The following is a 21314-nucleotide window of genomic DNA, read 5'->3' on the forward strand; positions in this document are numbered from 1 at the left end:
CATGGCAAAGCTCGAACTCCTCCCCGCCGTCGACGTCCGCGACGGCCAGGCGGTCCGGCTCGTCCACGGCGAGTCCGGCACGGAGACCTCCTACGGCTCCCCGCTCCAGGCCGCGCTCGCCTGGCAGAGCGCGGGCGCCGAGTGGCTGCACCTGGTCGACCTGGACGCCGCGTTCGGCACCGGCGACAACCGGGACCTGGTCGCCGAGGTCACCCGGGCGATGGACATCAAGGTCGAACTCTCCGGCGGCATCCGGGACGACGCCTCCCTGGCGAAGGCCCTGGCCACCGGCTGCACCCGGGTCAACCTCGGCACCGCCGCACTGGAGACCCCCGAGTGGGTCGCCAAGGTCATCGCCGAGCACGGCGACAAGATCGCCGTGGGCCTCGACGTCCGCGGGACGACGCTGAAGGGCCGCGGCTGGACCCGCGACGGCGGTGACCTCTACGAGACGCTGGAGCGCCTCGACAAGGAGGGCTGCGCGCGGTACGTGGTCACGGACATCGCCAAGGACGGCACCCTCCAGGGCCCGAACCTGGAGCTGCTGAGGAACGTCTGCGCAGCCACCGACCGCCCCGTCGTCGCCTCCGGCGGAGTCTCCTCCCTCGACGACCTGCGGGCCATCGCCGAGCTGGTGCCCCTCGGTGTCGAGGGCTCCATCGTCGGGAAGGCCCTGTACGCGAAGGCGTTCACCCTGGAAGAGGCCTTGGAGGCTGTGTCGTCATGACGTCCGATGCCGTACGGCGGGTGCAGAGCGGGAGTCCCTGGGAGGAGTCCTTCGGTTTCGCGCGCGCCGTCGCGGCGGGCGACCGCGTGCTGGTGGCGGGCACGACGGCCTTCAGAGGCGATGTGCTCCACGGGGAGGGCGACCCCTACGAGCAGGCCAAGGTGGCCTTCACCAGCGCGGTCGAGGCGCTCGGCGAGTTCGGGCTCGGCGCCGCGTCCGTGATCCGTACGCGGATGTACCTGACGCACATGCGGGACGTGGAGGCCGTGGGGCGGGCCCACAAGGAGATCTTCGACCCGGTGCGTCCGGCCGCGACCCTGCTGGTCGTGGAGGGTTTCGTCGACCCGCGCATCCTGGTCGAAGTAGAGATCGAAGCATTTCGGGGCTAGGCCTCTGCCGGGCCTGGCCGAGCATTTCTGGGTTTTTTCTAAGGAGCCGTGGATTCATGACCCTGGCGGTCCGAGTCATCCCCTGCCTGGACGTGGACAACGGCCGGGTCGTCAAGGGCGTCAACTTCCAGAACCTGCGCGACGCGGGCGACCCCGTCGAGATGGCGAAGGTGTACGACGCCGAGGGCGCCGACGAGCTGACGTTCCTGGACATCACCGCCTCGTCGGGCAACCGCGAGACCACCTACGACGTGGTGCGCCGCACCGCCGAGCAGGTCTTCATCCCGCTGACGGTCGGCGGCGGCGTCCGCACCGCCGAGGACGTCGACAAGCTGCTGCGGGCCGGCGCGGACAAGGTCGGCGTCAACACGGCGGCGATCGCCCGCCCCGACCTGATCCGCGAGATCGCCGAGCGCTTCGGCCGCCAGGTGCTGGTCCTGTCGGTCGACGCGCGCCGCACCGAGTCGGGCTCCTTCGAGGTCACCACCCACGGCGGCCGCAAGGGCACCGGCATCGACGCCGTCGAGTGGGCCCACCGGGCCGCCGAGCTGGGCGCGGGCGAGATCCTGCTCAACTCGATGGACGCGGACGGCACCAAGGACGGCTACGACCTGGAGATGATCACCGCCGTGCGCAAGCACGTGACCGTCCCCGTCATCGCCTCCGGCGGCGCCGGTAAGCTCGCCGACTTCCCCCCGGCCATCGAGGCGGGCGCCGACGCCGTCCTCGCGGCCTCCGTCTTCCACTTCGGCGACCTGCGCATCGGCGAGGTCAAGGACGCGCTGCGGGGGGCGGGGCACGCCGTTCGGTGAGCGCCGGGGCGGACCCCGCCGGGGCCGTGCCTCAGATCCCCAGCTGCTTCGTCTCGTGCAGCTTGGTGATCGCCTCCTTCTCGCCGTCCAGCTCCACATCGGCCACCTGCTGGCGGCCGTACAGGAACAGCAGCAGCTCGGAGGGCTCACCGGTGACGGTGACCACCGGGGTGCCGCGATGGGCCACCGCCGTCCGGCCGTCGGGACGGCGCAGGACCAGACCGGTGGGGGAGCCACGGCCCATGAGGCGGGACGTGCGCTCCAGACGGGACCACAGGGCGTCCTGGAAGACATGGTCGAGCTCGCGCGGGGACCACTCGGGCTGCGCCCGGCGGATGTCCTCGGCGTGGACGTAGAACTCGATCGTGTTCGAGGCCTCGTCGATCTGCTTGAGGGAGAAGGGCGAGAAACGCGGCGGGCCGGTCCGCACGAGCTGGATCAGCTCCTCGTACGGCTTCGCGGCGAACTCCTCCATCACCCGGTCCAGGCGCGAGGCGAGCTGCTTGATGAGGATGCCCCCGGCGGCGTCGGGGCGGCGCTCGCGCACCACCACGTGCGCGGCCAGATCACGGGTCGTCCAGCCCTCGCACAGGGTGGGGGCGTCGGGGCCCGCGGTCTCCAACAGGTCGGCGAAGAGAAGCCGTTCACGCTTGGCATGGGTCGACATGTCAGCCAGCCTACGACCGTGCCACCGCGGCGCACAGCGCAGGTCCGGCCGAGACGGCACGAGCCTCCCGGTGCCGGCGGACGACTGCGGCACGAGACCCCCCGGTGCCGGGGGCACCACGGACGCCCGGCCGGGACGGCATTCGTACGACAAGCAGGTCCGGCCTGTGGACAACGGACGAGGCCGGTCGGCGGGGCGCGGCACAATGGCACGCATGACCAGCACGCCGTCCTCCACCAGCCCCCACGGTCCCGGAGCCCCCGCCGGCCCCGGCACCCCCAGCGCGTTGGACCCCGAGATCGCCGCCCGCCTCAAGCGCGGCGCCGACGGCCTCCTGCCCGCCATCGCCCAGCAGTACGACACCGGTGAGGTGCTCATGCTCGGCTGGATGGACGACGAGGCCCTGCACCGCACCCTCACCACCGGGCGCTGCACCTACTGGTCGCGCAGCCGCCGCGAGTACTGGGTCAAGGGCGACACCTCCGGCCACTTCCAGTGGGTGAAGTCCGTCGCCCTGGACTGCGACGCCGACACCGTCCTCGTCAAGGTCGACCAGATCGGCGCCGCCTGTCACACCGGCGACCGCACCTGCTTCGACGAGGACGTCCTCAGGGCCGTGGAGGGCGCTTCGGGCGCCGCCGATTCCGACGTACCGTCACTGGATCAGTAAGGTCAGCCGCCATGGACCTCGAGACGTTCCGCAAGCTGGCCACCGACCGTCGGGTCATCCCCGTCAGCCGCAAGCTCCTCGCCGACGGCGACACCCCCGTCGGGCTCTACCGCAAGCTCGCCGCCGAGCGCCCCGGCACCTTCCTGCTGGAGTCCGCGGAGAACGGCCGCTCGTGGTCCCGCTACTCCTTCGTGGGCGTCCGCAGCCACGCCACCCTCACCGCCCGCGACGGACAGGCCCACTGGCTCGGCACCCCACCCGTCGGCGTCCCCGTCGACGGCGACCCCCTCGCCGCGCTGCGCGCCACCATCGAGGCCCTCCACACCCCGCACCAGGAGGGCATGCCCCCCTTCACCGGCGGCATGGTCGGCTACCTCGGCTACGACATCGTGCGCCGTCTGGAGAAGATCGGCCCCGGCGAGCGGGACGACCTCCGGCTGCCCGAGCTGACCATGCTGCTGACCAGCGACCTGGCGGTCATGGACCACTGGGAGGGCTCGGTCCTGCTGATCGCCAACGCCATCAACCACAACGACCTGGACACCGGCGTCGACGAGGCCCACGCCGACGCGGTCGCCCGCCTCGACGCCATGGAGGCCGATCTCGCCCGGCCCGTGGCCCAGCCCCCGGCGGCCCTCCCGCCGTCCGAGCTGCCCGAGTACACCGCGCTGTGGGGCGGCCCCGACTTCCAGGAGGCCGTCGAGGACATCAAGGAGCGCATCCGGGCCGGCGAGGCCTTCCAGGTCGTCCCCTCCCAGCGCTTCGAAACCCCGTGCACGGCAAGCGCGTTGGACGTCTACCGCGTCCTGAGGGCGACCAACCCCTCCCCGTACATGTACCTGTTCCGCTTCGACGGCTTCGACGTCGTCGGTTCCTCCCCCGAGGCCCTGGTCAAGGTCGAGGACGGACGGGCCATGGTCCACCCGATCGCCGGCACCCGGCACCGGGGCGCCACCCCGCAGGAGGACCAGGCCCTCGCCGACGAGCTGCTCGCCGACCCCAAGGAGCGCGCCGAGCACCTGATGCTCGTCGACCTGGGGCGCAACGACCTCGGCCGGGTCTGCGAACCGGGCTCGGTCGAGGTCGTCGACTTCATGTCCGTCGAGCGGTACTCGCACGTGATGCACATCGTGTCCACCGTCACCGGCCGGGTCGCGCCGGGCCGCACCGCCTTCGACGTCCTCACCGCCTGCTTCCCCGCCGGCACCCTCTCCGGTGCCCCCAAGCCGCGGGCCATGCAGATCATCGACGAGCTGGAGCCCTCCCGCCGCGGCCTGTACGGCGGCTGCGTCGGCTACCTCGACTTCGCGGGGGACTCCGACACCGCCATCGCCATCCGCACGGCCCTCCTCCGGGACGGCACGGCCTACGTCCAGGCCGGCGCCGGCATCGTCGCCGACTCCGACCCCGTCGCCGAGGACACCGAGTGCCGCAACAAGGCGGCGGCCGTCCTGAGGGCGGTGCACACGGCCAACCGACTGGGGCAGTAGGGCGCTGCCGACCCGTCGGACGACGCGGTCGGCAGCATGCGCCTCTCCAGATGTGCCATAGGGCGCTTCTCGCTCGAACCCTCCCCTTGTGGAGCCCAAGGGGATTTCTGGCTCACGCCGCCCGGCTACTCAGCGAGAGGCCAGGTCCTACGCGCTCAACACCAGCCGGGTTGGAACCAGCCCGGATTCCTGCCAGGAACCACGACGTGGTCGGGCCCTTGCTGCGAGGGAACCCCTGCTTCAGCTGATCGTGTGAGCAATCTCCGGAGGTTTCCGAAGAACCCCGGGTGACAACGCCCCCGGGGGGCAGGCGATAGTGGGGTACGTGACCGCTGCACCGCACCCCCGTTCCGAACCCACGTCCCTCCGCTCCGGTCGGCGCAGCCTCGCCCTGGCACTGCTCAGCGGTGCGCTCGGCGCGGCCGTCACGCTGCTCGCCACCCGGCAGCGCTGGTCGGAGGGCACCATCACGGTGGCCGGCGGCCCCTTCCCGCTGACCGCCAGGGGCAGCGACGTCACCGGCGTCCCGGCGTCCCTCGCCGTGGTCGGCCTCGCCGCGCTCGTCGCCGTCTTCGCCGTACGCCGGTCCGGGCGCGTCCTGGTCGCCGGCCTGCTCGCCCTCTCCGGCGCGGGCACCGTCGCCGCGGCGCTGCTCGGCGCGTACGACAGCGGGGCGCTCGACGACAAGGCGGCCGAGGCCTCGGGCGACAGCGGCGCGACCGTCGACGCGCTCAGCCACACCGGCTGGCCGTACGTCGCGGCCGTCGGCGGCGCGCTCATCCTGCTCGCCGGCCTGCTCGCCCTGCGCTACGGACGACTGTGGCCCACGATGTCCGGCCGCTACGAGCGCGACGGCGCCCCTCGGCCCCGCAGGACCGGGCCGGTCGACCCCGACCGGCCCGAGGACATGTGGAAGGCCCTGGACCGGGGCGAGGACCCGACGGGATCCGACCCGGCCTGAAGACCCGTTCCCGGCACCGACCGGGCGCAGCCGGGAACGTGAGAGTGGACACCCCCGCTCATGGCACCCGTACCCGTACGGAACAATGGACGACGAGCGTCCGACTCAGCACAGGCATCGAGCGTCACGCATCGAGCACGACGCAATGAACAACGAGGAGCAAGTCATGGCGGGCAGCAGCCACGGTCACACCCCGGCCGCCTGGACCGGCGTCACCATCGCCTTCATCGGTTTCTGCGTCTCGGGCGCCTACATGGTGATGGCCCAGCCGCTGGGATTCTGGGCCGGCATGGTCATCGTCGTCCTCGGCGGCGTCGTCGGCATGGTCATGCGCGCCATGGGCATGGGCCAGCCGAAGGACGCGCACGCCGTGTACGAGACGGCGGCGGTGCGCTCCGGCGGCACGACCACGTCGACCACCGAGCCGGCCGCCGCCCAGAGCTGACGTCCGCTGGAGGGGCGGCCCGGCGGGATCGAACCGCCGGGCCGCCCCTCGTGCGCGTGTACGGCTCGCGCGGGGCAGAATGCGGTGTGTGAACGCCGAGACCGCTCCCACCGCCCCGCCCGCGCCGCAGCGGGGCCGCGCGCTCCGCGGCCTCTGGGTGCCCGCCGCGGCGCTCACCGTCGTCGGCAGCGCCTTCGCGTACGTCGCGGCCGTCGACCCCAACGAGCCCGGCCACTACCCGGTCTGCCCGCTGTGGCGCTTCACCGGCCTCTACTGCCCCGGCTGCGGCGGCCTGCGCAGCGCGCACGCCTTCGCGCACGGCGACCTCGCCACCGCGCTCACCGACAACGCGCTCGCCGTCGCGGGCTACCTGGGGTTCGCGGTGCTGTGGACCGTTTGGGTGGTCCAGGTGGTGCGCGGACGACCCCTGCGGCTTCGGTTCGGGACCGTTCAGATGTGGTCGCTCGGCGCATTGGCGCTGGTCTTCACGGTTGTCCGGAACCTGCCGTTCGGTGGCTGGCTCCATCCTTGATCGAACGGCGAACGTCCAGGTAGTGGGACCGCCGTCAACCGGATGCGAGGCCTACGCCCTCCTCCGGATACCATCGCAGTGAACTGCCTGAACCCTGAGAACCGCTCGACTGTCAATACATGACCGTCAAACGTTGTCACCGATTTTCACCGTCTGAAAGGGGGCCGCTCGCGTGAGTGTGCTCGACGAGATCATCGACGGAGTCCGTGCCGACCTCGCGGAGCGGCAGGCGCGCGTCAGCCTCGACGAGCTCAAGGAGCGCGCGGCGAAGGCTCCGGCGGCCAAGGACGGCGCGGCCGCGCTGCGCGGCGACGGCGTCAAGGTGATCTGCGAGGTCAAGCGCTCCAGCCCCTCCAAGGGCGCGCTCGCCGCGATCGCCGACCCGGCCGGTCTCGCGGCCGACTACGAGGCGGGCGGCGCGGCCGTCATCTCCGTCCTCACCGAACAGCGCCGCTTCGGCGGCTCGCTGGCCGACCTGGAGGCCGTCCGCGCCCGCGTGGACATCCCCGTCCTGCGCAAGGACTTCATCGTCACCTCGTACCAGCTGTGGGAGGCGCGGGCGTACGGCGCCGACGTGGTGCTGCTGATCGTCGCGGCCCTCGACCAGCCGGCGCTGGAGTCGCTGATCGAGCGTGCCGAGTCCATCGGGCTCACCCCGCTCGTCGAGGTCCACGACGAGGACGAGGTCGAGCGCGCGGTCGACGCCGGTGCCCGGGTGATCGGCGTCAACGCCCGCAACCTCAAGACCCTGGAGGTCGACCGCTCCACGTTCGAGCGGGTCGCCCCCGAGATCCCCGACTCCATCGTCAAGATCGCCGAGTCCGGCGTCCGGGGCCCGCACGACCTCATCGCCTACGCCAACGCCGGCGCCGACGCGGTCCTCGTGGGCGAGTCCCTCGTCACCGGCAAGGACCCCAGGACCGCCGTCGCCGACCTCGTGGCCGCCGGCGAGCACCCCGCGCTGCGGCACGGCCGGAGCTGACCCGGACATGACCGCCCGTACCCGCACCGCCGACCGGCCGGGGTCCGCCCCGGACGGCGCGGCGGGGCGCGGTGCGGTGGGGCACCGGGCGGTGTGCGCGGCGGTGGATTCAGTGCCGTCCGTCGCGGTCGGGGTCGCCCACACGGGTGAGGTGGTACCGGTAGGCTGTGCCCCGATGTTCTCGATCACCATGACCCCCAGGGACCCCTACGCCCGCCTCGCGCGCGGGTGCCGTCCCCGTGGCTGCCGGGCGCCCGCCCGTCGGGTCCACGGGCGCCGGGTCCGCTACGTCATCGGTGACGAGCCGGGTCAGGTGAACGGCATGCGATGGCCCAGGACACGTACGCACGGATGCCCTGCGGGCAGCTGAGCCGCCTCCTCCCTTCCTGAACGCCGGGTGTCCCGTCCCCGGCGGCGGGTGAGTCGGGGCGGGGTCGGCGGATCCGTCCGGTGGTGCGCGTACGTGATCGCCGTGAGTCATAGTCCGACCGACGACGGGGCTCCGCCCCTGCGAGGTAGTCGCATGTCCAGTGAGTTCTTCATTCCCGACCCCGAGGGTCAAGTCCCCAGTGCCGAGGGGTACTTCGGCGCGTTCGGCGGCAAGTTCATCCCGGAGGCGCTGGTCGCCGCCGTGGACGAGGTCGCCGTGGAGTACGACAAGGCGAAGCACGACCCCGAGTTCACGCGCGAACTCGACGATCTGCTCGTCCACTACACCGGGCGGCCCAGCTCGCTCACCGAGGTGCCCCGGTTCGCCGAGCACGCCGGCGGAGCGCGGGTCTTCCTCAAGCGCGAGGACCTGAACCACACCGGGTCGCACAAGATCAACAACGTGCTCGGGCAGGCCCTGCTCACCAAGCGCATGGGCAAGACCCGGGTGATCGCCGAGACGGGAGCGGGCCAGCACGGCGTCGCCACCGCCACGGCCTGCGCGCTCTTCGGCCTCGACTGCACCATCTACATGGGCGAGATCGACACCCAGCGCCAAGCCCTCAACGTCGCCCGGATGCGCATGCTCGGCGCCGAGGTCGTCGCCGTGAAGTCCGGCTCGCGCACCCTCAAGGACGCCATCAACGAGGCGTTCCGGGACTGGGTCGCCAACGTCGACCGCACCCACTACCTCTTCGGGACCGTGGCCGGCCCCCACCCCTTCCCCGCCATGGTCCGCGACTTCCACCGCGTCATCGGCGTCGAGGCCAGGCGGCAGATCCTCGAACGCGCCGGACGGCTGCCCGACGCGGCCGTCGCCTGCGTGGGCGGCGGATCGAACGCCATCGGGCTCTTCCACGCCTTCATCCCGGACACCGGCGTCCGCCTCATCGGCTGCGAACCGGCCGGGCACGGCATCGAGACCGGTGAGCACGCGGCGACCCTGACCGCCGGGGAGCCGGGCATCCTGCACGGCTCGCGCTCGTACGTCCTCCAGGACGAGGAGGGCCAGATCACCGAGCCCTACTCGATCTCGGCCGGCCTCGACTACCCGGGCATCGGCCCCGAGCACGCCTACCTCAAGGACAGCGGCCGCGGCGAGTACCGCGCCGTCACCGACGACGCGGCCATGCAGGCACTGCGTCTGCTGTCGCGCACCGAGGGCATCATCCCGGCCATCGAGAGCGCCCACGCGCTCGCCGGAGCCCTGGAGGTCGGCAAGGAACTGGGCCGGGACGGGCTGATCGTCGTCAACCTGTCCGGGCGCGGCGACAAGGACATGGACACGGCCGCGCGCTACTTCGGCCTGTACGACGAGGGCGCCGACGCCGAGGTCGCCGCCGACGCGGCCGATCTCGCGGAGATCGAGGGGGACGCCAAGTGAGCGGCAACATCCAGCTGTTGAGTGACACCCTCGCCGCCGCCAAGGCGGAGGGCCGGTCCGCGCTGATCGCCTATCTGCCGGCCGGGTTCCCGACCGTCGACGGCGGTATCGCCGCGATCAAGGCGGTCTTCGAGGGCGGCGCGGACGTCGTCGAGGTCGGGCTGCCGCACAGCGACCCGGTCCTCGACGGACCCGTCATCCAGACCGCCGACGACATCGCCCTGCGCGGCGGCGTCAAGATCGCGGACGTGATGCGCACGGTGCGGGAGGCGTATGAGGCCACCGGGAAGCCGGTGCTCGTCATGACGTACTGGAACCCCATCGACCGCTACGGCGTGGAGCGCTTCACGGCCGAGCTGGCGGAGGCGGGCGGCGCGGGCTGCATCCTGCCCGACCTGCCCGTCCAGGAGTCGGCGCTGTGGAGGGAGCACGCGGAGAAGCACGGGCTCGGCACGGTCTTCGTGGTCGCGCCCAGCAGCAAGGACGCCCGGCTCGCGGAGATCACCGCGGCGGGCAGCGGCTTCGTCTACGCGGCCTCGCTGATGGGGGTCACGGGCACCCGGGAGTCGGTGGGCGCGCAGGCCCAGGACCTGGTGGAACGCACCCGGGCCACGGGGTCGGGCCTGCCGGTCTGCGTCGGCCTCGGCGTCTCCAACGCCGAACAGGCCGCCGAGGTCGCCGGGTTCGCCGACGGTGTGATCGTCGGCTCCGCGTTCGTGAAGCGGATGCTGGACGCGCCGGACGAGGCGGCCGGCCTGGACGCCGTCCGGGAACTGGCGGGCGACCTCGCGAAGGGCGTACGCCGGGGCGCGTGAGGCAGCTCGTGACGTTCACCCGTTTGTCGTACGGGGATCGCTGGACGTAACGGGCAATCCGCTCACTCGAACGGGTGGAAGTGGGATCGGGGAGGCGCTGAGCGCCTCCCCGGTTCGTTCTGCGGGATGTGAGCGAGAAGAACCGTGAGGGAAAGCGCACCGCCCGGGAACGGCTGGCGGAGGAGCGCGAGAAGCAGAAGGCCGCAGAGAAGCGCCGTCGGGTGCTGATTGTGGGCGCCTCCGTGGTCTGCGTACTGGGGCTGGCCGCCGTGATCGGCGTCGTGGCGGCGAACGCGGGCAAGGACGACGAGTCCGACGCCTCGGGCCCGGTCGTCGCGCCCTCGGGGGCGAACGGCGAGGACAGCCTCGCGATCCCCGTCGGTGACGCCGGCGCCAGGTCGACCCTCTCCGTGTGGGAGGACTTCCGCTGCCCGGCCTGCAAGTCCTTCGAGGACGCCTATCGCTCGACGATCCACGAGCTGACCGCGGCCGGGAAGCTGAAGGTCGAGTACCACCTCGCCACCCTGATCGACGGCAACATGGGCGGCAGCGGCTCCCGCGAGGCCGCGGGCGCCGCCGCGTGCGCGCAGAACGAGGGCAAGTTCCCCGCCTACCACGACGTGCTCTACCAGAACCAGCCGCCCGAGACGGACGACGCCTTCGCGAACGAGACCAAGCTCCTCGACCTGGCGAAGAAGGTGGACGGGCTGGACACCGCCGCCTTCCGCACCTGCGTCGAGGACGGCAAGCACAACAGCTGGGTCGCCAAGTCGAACGAGGCCTTCCAGAAGGGCGGCTTCTCCGGCACGCCGAGCGTCTTCCTCAACGGCACCAACATCTACGCGGACCAGTCCATGACCCCCGCCAAGCTGAAGCAGATGGTGGAGGCGCGAGCCGCCGGGTGAGGCCGGGGGTGTCTGGCGGGGGCCGTGGGGTGTCAAGGCGGCAACGGTACGGCGTTATGCACCCGTTGCCGGGCCGCCTGCCGTCGGCCGGGCCCGGCAGGGTAGCGTCGACCCTGCCATGGAACTTGCCTACATTCCCAGCCCGTCGCGCGGGGTGCTGTACCTCGGTCCCGTCCCGCTGCGCGGCTACGCCTTCTGCATCATCATCGGTGTCTTCGTAGCCGTCTGGCTCGGCAACAAACGCTGGGTCGCGCGGGGCGGACGGGCCGGAACGGTCGCCGACATCGCCGTCTGGGCCGTGCCCTTCGGCCTGGTCGGCGGGCGGCTCTACCACGTGATCACGGACTACGAGCTGTACTTCAGCGAGGGCCGTGACTGGGTGGACGCCTTCAAGGTCTGGGAAGGCGGACTCGGCATCTGGGGCGCGATCGCCCTCGGTGCGGTGGGGGCGTGGATCGGCTGCCGCCGACGCGGCATCCCGCTGCCCGCCTACGCCGACGCCGTCGCGCCCGGCATCGCCCTCGCACAGGCGATCGGACGCTGGGGCAACTGGTTCAACCAGGAGCTGTACGGGAAGCCGACGGATCTTCCGTGGGCCGTGGAGATCACGTCCTCCACGGACGGGCGGCTGCCGGGCACGTACCACCCGACCTTCCTCTACGAGTCGCTGTGGTGCATCGGCGTCGCGCTGCTCGTCATCTGGGCGGACCGCCGGTTCAAGCTCGGGCACGGGCGGGCGTTCGCGCTGTATGTCGCCGCGTACTGCGCGGGGCGGTTCTGGATCGAGTACATGCGGGTCGACGAGGCCCACCACATCCTCGGGCTGCGCCTCAACAACTGGACCGCGCTGTTCGTCTTCGTCCTCGCCGTGATCTACATCGTCCTGTCGGCCCGGAAGCGGCCGGGGCGCGAGGAGATCGTCGAGCCGGGTGTCTCCGACGGTGACGGGGACGAGGGGGCTGCCGCGGTCGAGGACGCGAAGCCTGAGCCTGAGTCGGGGTCGGGGTCGGGGTCGGGGTCGGAGGAGTCTTCGGCCAAGGCTGAGGCCGAGAAGAAGAAGGACGCGGGGGCCTCCGGCGGTGGGGGCGTGAAGAAGGAGCCCGAGTCGGCGGAGAAGAGCTGACCGCGACCGTCGGTTCGGTTGCTGTGGTGCCTGCCCACCTGTCCCTTCGGGGGCGGGTGGGTTTTTGGTTCGGGGGGAGTGGGGTGCGTCGTCGGGTGCGGGTCCGGTGGGGCTTCTCGCGCAGTTCCCCGCGCCCCTGAAAGACCCGGCCCCCGCGGCCCTGAAAGGCGACCGGCGACGGCCCTGAAAAGCACGGGGCGCAGCCCCTGCTTCTCAGGGGCGCGGGGAACTGCGCGAGAAGCCCCCACCGGGCGGACGTCTGGGGGTCGAAGGGGCGCAGCCCCTGGGATGGGATGGGACGGGTAGGGGCGGCGGGGGCGATCAAAGCCTGCTGGGGCGGGCCGCAAGGGTCAGGGTCCTGCGAGCCGCCGCGACCACGGCCGGGTCGATGAAGTGCCCGTCGGGAAGAGCTTGGGCCCCGGCCATGCTGGCCGCCGCCCTGAGGGTCCGCTCGGCCGACTCCACCTCCTGGGGAGTCGGGGTGTAGGCGCGTTCGATCACCGGCAGCTGGCGCGGATGGATGGCGGCGCGGCCCAGGAACCCCAGCGCACGGCCGTGCGCGGAGGTGGCCGCCAGGCCCTCCAGGTCCCGCGTGTCCGGGTAGATCGACTGCGCTGGCGACGGCAGGCCGGCGGCACGCGCGGCGAGGATCACCCGGGAGCGCGGCCAGTCGAGGGCCCGGTCGTCGCTGACGGCCAGGTCGGCGCGGAGGTCCGCCTCGCCGAGGGCGATGCCTCGCAGGGCGGGGTGCGCGGTGGCGATGTCGTACGCCCGTTCCACGCCCAGGGCCGATTCGAGGAGGGCATAGAGGGGGATCGCTCCTCCGTCCGCCGGCGCGGTGCGTTCGGCGACCTCCGCCACCTCGTCGGGGGACGTGATCTTGGGGAGGCGGAGGGCCGACAGGCCGGGGAGCGGGGCGAGGGCTTCGAGGTCCTTCCCGGCGTCCGGGGTGTCCAGGGCGTTGACGCGGACATGGACCGGCACGGGCGGCGCGGTCGAGAGGAGTTCGGCGGTGGCCGCGCGGGCGTAGGCCTTGCGGTCGGGGGCCACCGCGTCCTCCAGGTCCACGATCACCACCTCCGCGCCGGAGGCCAGGGCCTTGGTGACCACCTCAGGGCGATCGCCGGGGGCGTACAGCCAGGTCAGGGGGAAGGGCCTCGGCGACGGCGGGGTCACAGGGCGCCCTCCCGGCGGAGGGTCTCGATCTCCGGCTCCGACAGGCCCAGTTCGGTCAGGACGGCGTCCGTGTCGGCGCCGTGCGGACGGCCCGCCCAGCGGATCGAGCCGGGGGTGGTGGAGAGCCGGAAGAGGACGTTCTGCATACGCAGGGGGCCGAGTTCGGGGTCGTCGACGGTGGTGATGGTGTCCAGGGCGCGGTACTGGGGGTCGGTCATCACCTCCCGTACGTCCTGGACGGGGGCCACCGCCGCCTCCGCCTTCTCGAACGCCTCGATCACCTCCTCCCGGGTGTGACGGGCGATCCACGCGCCGACCGCCTCGTCCAGGACGTCCGTGTGCCGGGCCCGCTCCGCGCCCGAACCGAACCAGGGCTCGTCGATCAGCTCGGGCCGTCCCACCAGGCGCATCACGCGTTCCGCGACCGACTGGGCCGAGGTGGACACGGCCACCCAGGAACCGTCCGCCGTGCGGTAGGTGTTGCGGGGCGCGTTGTTCGCGGACCGGTTGCCCGTACGGGGCTGGACGTGGCCCAGCTGGTCGTACCAGAGGGGCTGGGGGCCGAGGACGGTGAGGATCGGCTCGATGATCGCCATGTCGACCGTCTGCCCTTGTCCGGTGCGGTCACGCGCCGCGAGCGCCGTCATCACCGCGTACGCCGTCGCCAGACCCGCGATCGAGTCGGCGAGGCCGAAGGGCGGCAGGACCGGTGGGGCGTCCGGTTCGCCGGTGATCGCGGCGAACCCGCTCATGGCCTCGGCGAGGGTGCCGAAGCCGGGGCGGTGCGCGTACGGGCCGAACTGGCCGAAGCCGGTGACGCGGGCGAGGACCAGACCGGGGTTCGCCGCCGACAGCTCCTCCCAGCCCAGGCCCCATTTCTCCAGGGTGCCGGGGCGGAAGTTCTCGATGATCACATCGGCGGTGGCTGCGAGGCGCAGCAGGGTGGACCGGCCGCCGGGGGTGGAGAGGTTGAGCGTCAGGGTGCGCTTGTTGCGGCCCAGCAGCTTCCACCACAGGCCCACGCCGTCCTTCGAGGGGCCGTGGCCCCGGGACGGGTCCGGTTTCGTGGGGTGCTCGACCTTGATGACCTCCGCGCCGAAGTCGCCGAGCATCGTGGCGGCGAGGGGGCCCGCGAAGAGGGTGGCGAGGTCGAGGACGCGGAGGTGCCCGAGCGGAGGGGCGTACGCCTGGGGCGGGGGTGGCGCCTGGGTCATGGGCGGTGGGTCTCCCGGAGGGTGAGGTGGGCCAGGGTGTCGAAGCCGATGCCGTTGAAGTCGGCGATCGAGGTGGCCAGGCGGTTCTTGAGGGGGGCGGTCCAGCGGTCGGGGAGCGCCTCCGGGGAGCCGGCCAGCAGGCCCGCGATGGAGCCGGCCGTCGCGCCGTTGGAGTCGGTGTCCCAACCGCCGGACACCGCACGGCAGATGGAGGCCGTGTAGTCGCCGTCCGCGTGGGTGAGGGCGGCGGTGAGCAGGGCGGTGTTGGGGACGGCGTGGACCCAGTGGTGGTCGGCGTAGGTGGCGTGGAGTTCGTCGACGACCGTGTCGAAGTCCCTGATCTCGGCGGTGAGTCGGAGGGCGTGGGTGATCGCTCGCGCGAGACGGGAGTTCGGGGGGACGACTGTCAGGCCGGTGCGCAGGCACTGGTGGACGTCGTGGGTGCCGGTGGCCGCCTCGGCGACGGTGGCCGCGATGAACATCGCCGCGTAGACACCGTTGGCGGTGTGGGTGAGGGTGGCGTCCCGGTGGGCCTGTTCGGCCGCGGCGGCCGGGTCGCCGGGGTTGGTCCAGCCGTGGACGTCGGCGCGGATCAGGGCGCCGATCCATTCGCGGAACGGGTTGCGGTGGCGGGCGGTGCGGGGTGGCTCGATGCCGGTGAGGAGGTTGCGGTAGGCGACGCGCTCGGCGGTGAAGGTGCGGCCCGCGGGCAGTTCGTCGAGCCAGAGGCCGGCCACGTCGGCGGTGGTGAACTCCCGGCCGTGACGGGCCAGGAGGAGGAGGTTGAGGAGGGGGTAGTTGAGGTCGTCGTCCTCGGGCATGCCGTCGATGTTCTCGGCGAGGGAGGTGGGGGCCGAGCGGCGGTTCCAGGGGTGGGCCGTGAGGAGTTCCGGGGGGACGCCTCGGGCGGTGAACCAGGTGGTGAGGGGCCAGTTGCCGGTGGCGGCGGCGAGCCGGCGGATGGCGTGGAGGGGGAGTTTCTCGACGGGTTTGCCGAGGAGGCAGCCGGCGGCGCGGCCGAGCCAGGCGGCTTCCAGGCGGGGTGCGTAGGTGGCCGGGGTGGGGTGCGTGGGCCGGGTCGGGCGCGTGGGCCAGTTCGGGCACAGGGCCTTGATTCCGGGCAGGGCCGTCGGCTCGTCCTCCGTCAAACCACTGGGCAGGTCCGCCAGTTCGTCGAGGAGGTCTTCGGCCAGTTGCCGGAGGTAGGGGGAGGCTGGGGTGGGGGAGGCGCCGGCGCGGAGGGGGGCCGGGGGGCCGCCCGCCGTCCGCCAGCGGGCGGCGACGGCCGACGGCTCGCGGCCGTCCTGGCGGGCCTGGTGGAGTTCGTGGCCGAGGAGGTCCTCGGGCTGCACCCAGGTCAGACGCAGGGGCATCACCGGACGGGGACCAGGGCGGTGAAGGCCGACTCGTGGGCGCGGCGTCGACGGACGTCCTGGGTGTGGATCTGGAGCGCTACGTCGGTCAACGTCCTGGCGGGCGCGTGCAGGTCCAGGCGGCTAGCCTCCGCCACCGTCTTGGCCCAGTCCGACGGGACCTCGGAGCCCAGCGCGCCGGCGAGGGCTCCGGACATGGTGGCGATGGAGTCGCAGTCGCGGCCGTAGTTCACCGAACCCAGCACGGCATGGCGGTAATCGCCGCGGGCCACGAGCAACATGCCGAGCGCGACGGGGAGTTCCTCGATCGCGTGCAGGCGGGAGGGGCGGCGGGCGCCGAGGGAGGGGGCGCGGTAGTCGGGGCCGACCGTGTCGAACGGGGTGACCGCCTCGCGCAGCGGCCGTAGCGCCGACTCGAAGTCCGAGTGCCGGCGGGCCACTTCGCACATTGACTCGATCGCCGCGCGGGTGCCGTCCTTCGCCAGGGCGAGGCAGGCCTCGATGACCGACTCCGCCGTCGCGCCCGGCGTGCACGCCGCGGCGACCGCCGCCGCGAAGACGCCCGCCGCCTCCCTGCCGTACGACGACTGGTGGGCGCCCGCGACATCGAGCGCCTCGGCGTACGCGCCGTGCGGGTCGGCCGCGTTGACCAGGCCGACGGGGGCCATGTACATCGCGGCGCCGCAGTTGACGATGTTGCCGGTGCCGGCCTCGCGGGGGTCGATGTGGCCGTAGTGGATCCGGGCCACCAGCCACTTCTCGGCGAGGAAGACCCGCTGGAGGGGGAGGGCCTCGGCCTCCAGCTCGGGGATCCAGCGCGGGGTCGTCATCATGTCCGGCACCAGGTGCTCGGCGACGGCGTACGCGTCGAGGTGGTCGCGCACGCGGTCGTACACCCGGACGAGCGCATGGGTCATCAGGGTGTCGTCGGTGACGTGCCCGTCGCCCTTGTGGTACGGGGCGATGGGGCGGGCGGTGCGCCACTCGTCGCCGTTCCACGGGCCGACGACACCGTGCACACGGCCGCCGTGGCGTTCGAGGATCTGCTCCGGGGTGTAGCCCTCCACCGGGCCGCCGAGGGCGTCGCCCACGGCGGCGCCGACGAGGGCGCCGGCGATGCGTTCGTCGAGCGTGGCGTCCGGCCCGGCCGCGGGGGCGGGTGCCGGGACGGGTGCGGGATGCGATGCGGGCGTCATGCCCGGCTAACGCCGGGGGTGGTGGGGAGTTCCGCTGTACCGAGAAGTTCGGCGAGGTGGACGAGGTCGGTGCCGGTGAGGCGGGGGAGGGCGCAGCCGGAGAGGGTGCGGCAGGCGTCCCGCCAGGTGTCGGGGATGGCGGCGCCGCCGCCGAGTGCTCCGGTCAGGGCGCCGGCGAGGGCCGGGGCGGAGTCGGCGACCCGGGAGAGGCAGGCGGCGGCGGGGACGGCCTCGGCGATCCGGCCCTGGGCGGCGGTGGCCAGGGCGAGGGCCACGGGGACGGTCTCGGCGGCGGCGATGCCGTAGCTGTAGACATGGTCGACGATCTGGTGTTCGAGGAGCGGGATCAGAGCGAATGTTCCTTCGTTTTTGTGGCGGTGGGCGAGGTCGAGGGCGTGGCGGGCGTTGCGGCCGATCTCCGTCTCGGCCGGGAGTTCGGCCAGGGCCGCGGCGGCGCAGTCGTCGACATCCGCGCCGCTGAGCGCCAGCGCGAGCGCCGCGGCCATCGCGCGGGCGCCGTGCACGCCGTCGCCGTCCTGGGTGTAGCGGGCGTCGAACTCGGCGAGGTCGGCGGCGCGTCGGGGGTCGCCCGGGTGGGCCACCGCCAGGACGCAGGCGCGGACGCAGGCCGCGTCGTCGAAGTAGTGCGGGTTGTCGTGGCCGGTGGCGGGTGGGCGCAGGCCGGTGGCGAGGTTGCCGAGGCCGGCGCGTACGGAGATACGGGCGCGCAGGGGGAGCACGGCGGACTCGACCTCGGGGGCGCGTTCGGCGGCGGCGGCGATCTCGCTGGCGACGGCGTTCCAGGAGAGGTCGATGGAGGCGCGGGTACGGCGCTCCAGGCTGAGGTCGCCGAGGGCGGCGGCGTCGCCCGCGCGGAGGAGGGCCTCGGCGGCGAAGGCCGCCCACTCCGCGTCGTCGGAGGGGCCTAGGCGGAGGGGCTCGGGGGGTTGGTTGAGGGCGATGGGGACGGGGAGGGTGGTGGTGGCGTTCTGCTCGGCGAAGGTGTCCAGCTCGCGGGTGAGGCGGCGGGTCCACTCCGGCATGCGGGCGGCGCGGTGGCGGGCGGCGGGCCAGCCGGCGGCGTCGCCCGCGGCGAGGCCGAGGAGGAGGCCCTCGATACGGCGGGGGGTGCGGGCCCCGGAGGCCTCGGCTCCGCCATCGGCTTCCGTTCTCCCACCCGCACCGCCCGTGCGACCTTCGTCGTCGACTGCGGGTGGCCCCGGTGGGGCGCCCCCACCGCCGGCGGCCACCGCTCCGTGGGTGAGCGGCTTCGCCGAGACCGGGCGAGCGGGCGCGAAGCGCTCGGGGGCGAGCGGCGGTTCGGTCATGGGGGCGGGGGTCAGCAGTTCGGTCGGGGGCGCGAGGCCGACAGGTGCGGTGTCGAGAGACGCGGGGTCGGGCGTGGGCACGGGGGTGAGGGGTGAGCTGTCGGGCACGGGCACGGGCGCGGGCGCGGGGGGTGAGCTGTCGGGCGCGGGCGCGGGCGCGGGCGCGGGGGTGAGGGTGAGGGGTGCGGAGTACGGCGTGGGCACGGGGGTGAGGGGTGAGCTGTCGGGCGTGGGCGTGGGAGCGGGGCCGAGTGGTGTGGGGTCGGGCATCGGTGCGAGGGCGAGCGGTTCGGTGGCGGGTGCGGGGTTGGCCGTGAGGGGGGCGGGGACGGTCGGCTTCGGTGTGTTCGGGAGGGTGTGCTCGATCGGCTCCGCTAGGAGGTGTCGCTCGCTGATGTCGGGAGTGTCCGTCGGCGCGGCCGGTGTCGCTTGCGGTGTCGTCCCCGTCGAGGTCTCGCGCGGGCTGGTCGGCGGCCTCGCGGGTGGCTCCTCGTACGGCGAGGACGGGGACGTGGGGGTCGTGTCGTCCCACGGGGTCGGTGGGGTCATGCGGGGGTCTCCGTCGTGTCGGCCGGGGCGAGGGTGAAGGGGGTCGGGGGCGTCAGCGGGCTGTCGCCGTGGGGGAAGAGGGCCGTGCCCGTGGCCCATTTGCCGCCCTCGGTGGGGACCAGGAGTTCGGCCACGTCCAGGACGTGGTGGCCGGCCATGGAGGGCAGGCAGCTGCCTCTCGCCGGGCCGATCGCGGCGGCCCAGTCGGCCGGGATCGACGACGCTCCCCGGGTCGCGCCGGCCAGCGCGCCGGCGACCGCGGCGGTCGTGTCGGCGTCGCGCCCCATGTTCACCGCGGTCAGTACCGACTCGGTGAAGTCGCCGTCCGCCGCCGCGTAGGCGCCGAAGGCGAGGGCGACGGCTTCGGGGGCGAGGTCGGTCCAGGGGTAGCCGCCGATGACGACGGCGGAGCGGACCGCGCGTTCGCCCCGGTGGGCGACGGCGACGGCCCGGCGCAGGGAGCGTGCCGTCCAGGAGTCGTCGGGGATCACGGCGAGCGCGGAGGCCACGACCGCGATCGTCGGCGCGCCCGCCATCGCCGCCGCCACGCCCGCCGCGACCGCCTGGCCGCCGTAGATGCCCTCGCCGTCGTGACTGACCGAGCCGTCGACGGCGACCAGCCGGGCGGCCTCGGCCGGGCGGCCCGCCGCGAAGACGCCGAAGGGGGCGGCGCGCATGGCGAGCCCGTCGCTCCAGGCGTGCCGGTGCTGGGCGGAGATCGGCGCGGCGAGGCCCCGGCGGAGGTTCTCCAGGGTGCCGCGCTCGCTGAAGCCGGCGCCCCGGAACGGGCCCTCGTCCCGGTCCGCGATCCACTGGTGCCAGGCCGTCTCCACATGGGTGACGGTGAGCGCCGAGCCGTGGCGGGCCAGCAGCAGCCCGGAGAAGATCGCGTACTCGGTGTCGTCCGTGCCCGAGGGGCGCTCGGCGACATACCCGGTGATGCGCCCCCAGCGCGCGCGGATCTCGGAGGGTTTCATGTTCTCGGCGGGCGCCCCCAGCGCGTCCCCGACGGCGAGCCCGAGCATGGCCCCCCGCGCCCGTTCGCGCAGTTCGGCGGCGTCCCCGGGCGCCGGGACCGAGGGAATGCAGGCGATGGAAGGCATACGGTCGCCTCTCTGGCCCGTGGGCAGGTCCGGCCCGGTGGGCAGTTGATCCGCTCTCAAGATGTGTCAGCTTTCGCTGGGAAGATCTCTCCCACATCGGGTGCCTCGGCGGCGCGCGGAACGCCCGTGTATCACCCGGTCGACATCTGTGCAGAGCCCTGTACGAATGAGCGGCAGCCGTTTCTCGAACAGGCGTCGACCCAGGTAAGTACGGCCTTCCTTGCTGGCAGAAGCGATTTTCCGAGCGTACGTTCGACGTGAGGAAAGGGGCTTGATCGTGGCGATCATCGACACCGAGGCCGCGTTGCACGAGGCGCACCGGGACAACCACACCCATCGGGACGTGAACGGCGGCTGGCTGCGGCCCGCCGTGTTCGGGGCGATGGACGGGCTCGTGTCCAACCTGGCACTGATGACCGGTGTCGCCGGCGGAACGGCGGGGCGGGAGGCGGTCGTCGTCGCCGGGCTCGCGGGACTCGCCGCCGGGGCCTTCTCCATGGCCGCCGGCGAATACACCTCCGTGGCCTCGCAGCGCGAGCTGGTGCAGGCCGAACTCGACGTCGAGCGGCGGGAGTTGCGCAAGCACCCCAAGGACGAGGAGGAGGAGCTCGCCGCGCTCTACGAGAGCCGCGGGGTTGAGCCGGGGCTCGCCCGGGAGGTCGCGCGGCAGCTCTCGCGCGACCCCGAACAGGCCCTGGAGATCCATGCGCGCGAGGAGCTGGGCATCGACCCCGGCGATCTGCCCTCGCCCCTGGTCGCCGCCGTGTCGAGCTTCGGCTCGTTCGCGCTGGGAGCCCTGCTGCCCGTGCTGCCGTATCTGCTCGGCGCGAGCGCGCTGTGGCCCGCGGTGCTGGTGGCGCTCGTCGGGCTCTTCGGGTGTGGTGCCGTGGTGGCCAGGGTGACGGCCAGAACCTGGTGGTTCAGCGGGCTGCGGCAGCTGGCTCTCGGGGGTGCCGCGGCGGGTGTGACGTACGCCCTGGGCAGTCTGTTCGGGGCGGCCGTATGATGGATCGGATGGCTACGTATGCATGGGACCGCATAAGT

Annotated in this window: 22 protein-coding genes; 15 read left to right on the forward strand and 7 right to left on the reverse strand. The window is 73.0% G+C overall.

Annotation, left to right across the window (positions count from 1 at the left end; genetic code table 11):
- The first annotated feature begins 1 nt into the window (after position 1).
- The 3 genes from priA to hisF are packed head-to-tail and all read left to right on the forward strand — an operon-like array spanning position 2 to position 1928.
- The gene (gene priA / locus ACZ52C_RS03025; protein WP_469073108.1) at positions 2–727 is read left to right on the forward strand and encodes a bifunctional 1-(5-phosphoribosyl)-5-((5-phosphoribosylamino)methylideneamino)imidazole-4-carboxamide isomerase/phosphoribosylanthranilate isomerase PriA; all 726 of its coding nucleotides are present in this window, start codon (positions 2–4) and stop codon (positions 725–727) included.
- Positions 724–1116 (forward strand): RidA family protein, encoded by a 393-nt coding sequence (locus ACZ52C_RS03030; protein ID WP_060885051.1) that lies wholly within the window; start codon positions 724–726, stop codon positions 1114–1116. The genes priA and ACZ52C_RS03030 overlap by 4 nt, the downstream gene beginning before the upstream one ends.
- Positions 1117–1172: 56 nt before the next feature.
- On the forward strand, positions 1173–1928 hold the full coding sequence (gene hisF, locus ACZ52C_RS03035) for an imidazole glycerol phosphate synthase subunit HisF (protein ID WP_469073109.1): 756 nt from the start codon (positions 1173–1175) through the stop codon (positions 1926–1928).
- A 31-nt stretch (positions 1929–1959) separates the two neighbouring features.
- Here hisF and ACZ52C_RS03040 read toward each other — a convergent pair whose 3' ends face one another.
- Positions 1960–2595, reverse strand: a complete 636-nt coding sequence (locus tag ACZ52C_RS03040) for a TIGR03085 family metal-binding protein (protein ID WP_093788287.1) — start codon at positions 2593–2595, stop codon at positions 1960–1962.
- Positions 2596–2809: 214 nt separating this feature from the next.
- Here ACZ52C_RS03040 and hisI point away from each other — a divergent pair, with 214 nt between their 5' ends.
- From hisI to lgt, 11 genes are all read left to right on the forward strand, one after another.
- Positions 2810–3265, forward strand: a complete 456-nt coding sequence (gene hisI, locus ACZ52C_RS03045; RefSeq protein ID WP_469073110.1) for a phosphoribosyl-AMP cyclohydrolase — start codon at positions 2810–2812, stop codon at positions 3263–3265.
- Positions 3266–3276: 11 nt separating this feature from the next.
- On the forward strand, positions 3277–4755 hold the full coding sequence (locus ACZ52C_RS03050) for an anthranilate synthase component I (protein ID WP_469073111.1): 1479 nt from the start codon (positions 3277–3279) through the stop codon (positions 4753–4755).
- A gap of 316 nt (positions 4756–5071) precedes the next feature.
- Entirely contained in the window at positions 5072–5716 is a 645-nt protein-coding gene (locus ACZ52C_RS03055) for a TIGR02234 family membrane protein (RefSeq protein ID WP_469073112.1), read from the forward strand.
- Positions 5717–5882: 166 nt separating this feature from the next.
- Positions 5883–6161 (forward strand): HGxxPAAW family protein, encoded by a 279-nt coding sequence (locus tag ACZ52C_RS03060; protein WP_086804972.1) that lies wholly within the window; start codon positions 5883–5885, stop codon positions 6159–6161.
- A 79-nt stretch (positions 6162–6240) separates the two neighbouring features.
- A complete protein-coding gene (locus ACZ52C_RS03065; protein ID WP_469073113.1) occupies positions 6241–6693 on the forward strand; it encodes a DUF2752 domain-containing protein in 453 nt (150 codons plus the stop codon).
- A 172-nt stretch (positions 6694–6865) separates the two neighbouring features.
- Positions 6866–7675 (forward strand): indole-3-glycerol phosphate synthase TrpC, encoded by an 810-nt coding sequence (trpC, locus tag ACZ52C_RS03070; RefSeq protein ID WP_045555272.1) that lies wholly within the window; start codon positions 6866–6868, stop codon positions 7673–7675.
- A 190-nt stretch (positions 7676–7865) separates the two neighbouring features.
- The gene (gene trpM, locus ACZ52C_RS03075) at positions 7866–8045 is read left to right on the forward strand and encodes a tryptophan biosynthesis modulator TrpM (RefSeq protein ID WP_469073418.1); all 180 of its coding nucleotides are present in this window, start codon (positions 7866–7868) and stop codon (positions 8043–8045) included.
- Positions 8046–8198: 153 nt separating this feature from the next.
- A complete protein-coding gene (gene trpB / locus ACZ52C_RS03080) occupies positions 8199–9488 on the forward strand; it encodes a tryptophan synthase subunit beta (protein ID WP_469073114.1) in 1290 nt (429 codons plus the stop codon).
- Positions 9485–10303: a tryptophan synthase subunit alpha gene (gene trpA / locus ACZ52C_RS03085; protein WP_045555270.1), complete on the forward strand. Its 819-nt coding sequence runs from the start codon at positions 9485–9487 to the stop codon at positions 10301–10303. Before trpB ends, trpA begins: the two co-directional genes overlap by 4 nt.
- 128 nt (positions 10304–10431) lie before the next feature.
- Positions 10432–11208 carry a thioredoxin domain-containing protein gene (locus tag ACZ52C_RS03090; protein ID WP_469073115.1) on the forward strand — a complete coding sequence of 259 codons (777 nt, stop codon included), beginning with the start codon at positions 10432–10434 and terminating at the stop codon, positions 11206–11208.
- 118 nt (positions 11209–11326) lie between these two features.
- Complete coding sequence (gene lgt, locus ACZ52C_RS03095; protein WP_469073116.1) at positions 11327–12331, forward strand: prolipoprotein diacylglyceryl transferase; 1005 nt, start codon at positions 11327–11329, stop codon at positions 12329–12331.
- A 321-nt stretch (positions 12332–12652) separates the two neighbouring features.
- On the opposite strand, the gene ACZ52C_RS03100 is transcribed toward lgt, so the two are convergent.
- The 6 genes from ACZ52C_RS03100 to ACZ52C_RS03125 all read right to left on the reverse strand — a co-directional run bounded on the left by ACZ52C_RS03100 (position 12653) and on the right by ACZ52C_RS03125 (position 20270).
- Positions 12653–13507, reverse strand: a complete 855-nt coding sequence (locus ACZ52C_RS03100) for an HpcH/HpaI aldolase/citrate lyase family protein (protein ID WP_469073117.1) — start codon at positions 13505–13507, stop codon at positions 12653–12655.
- Positions 13504–14721 carry a CaiB/BaiF CoA transferase family protein gene (locus ACZ52C_RS03105; RefSeq protein WP_469073118.1) on the reverse strand — a complete coding sequence of 406 codons (1218 nt, stop codon included), beginning with the start codon at positions 14719–14721 and terminating at the stop codon, positions 13504–13506. Before ACZ52C_RS03105 ends, ACZ52C_RS03100 begins: the two co-directional genes overlap by 4 nt.
- A complete protein-coding gene (locus ACZ52C_RS03110; RefSeq protein WP_469073119.1) occupies positions 14718–16094 on the reverse strand; it encodes an ADP-ribosylglycohydrolase family protein in 1377 nt (458 codons plus the stop codon). Before ACZ52C_RS03110 ends, ACZ52C_RS03105 begins: the two co-directional genes overlap by 4 nt.
- Positions 16094–17290 carry an ADP-ribosylglycohydrolase family protein gene (locus tag ACZ52C_RS03115; protein ID WP_469073120.1) on the reverse strand — a complete coding sequence of 399 codons (1197 nt, stop codon included), beginning with the start codon at positions 17288–17290 and terminating at the stop codon, positions 16094–16096. The genes ACZ52C_RS03110 and ACZ52C_RS03115 overlap by 1 nt, the downstream gene beginning before the upstream one ends.
- Positions 17287–18618, reverse strand: a complete 1332-nt coding sequence (locus ACZ52C_RS03120; protein WP_469073419.1) for an ADP-ribosylglycohydrolase family protein — start codon at positions 18616–18618, stop codon at positions 17287–17289. Before ACZ52C_RS03120 ends, ACZ52C_RS03115 begins: the two co-directional genes overlap by 4 nt.
- 545 nt (positions 18619–19163) lie before the next feature.
- On the reverse strand, positions 19164–20270 hold the full coding sequence (locus ACZ52C_RS03125) for an ADP-ribosylglycohydrolase family protein (RefSeq protein WP_469073121.1): 1107 nt from the start codon (positions 20268–20270) through the stop codon (positions 19164–19166).
- 277 nt (positions 20271–20547) lie between these two features.
- Here ACZ52C_RS03125 and ACZ52C_RS03130 point away from each other — a divergent pair, with 277 nt between their 5' ends.
- Positions 20548–21276, forward strand: coding sequence for a VIT1/CCC1 transporter family protein (locus ACZ52C_RS03130; RefSeq protein WP_469073122.1), 729 nt, complete (start codon positions 20548–20550; stop codon positions 21274–21276).
- Positions 21277–21314 lie beyond the last annotated feature (38 nt).

This window comes from Streptomyces sp. NPDC034049 (assembly GCF_055575575.1).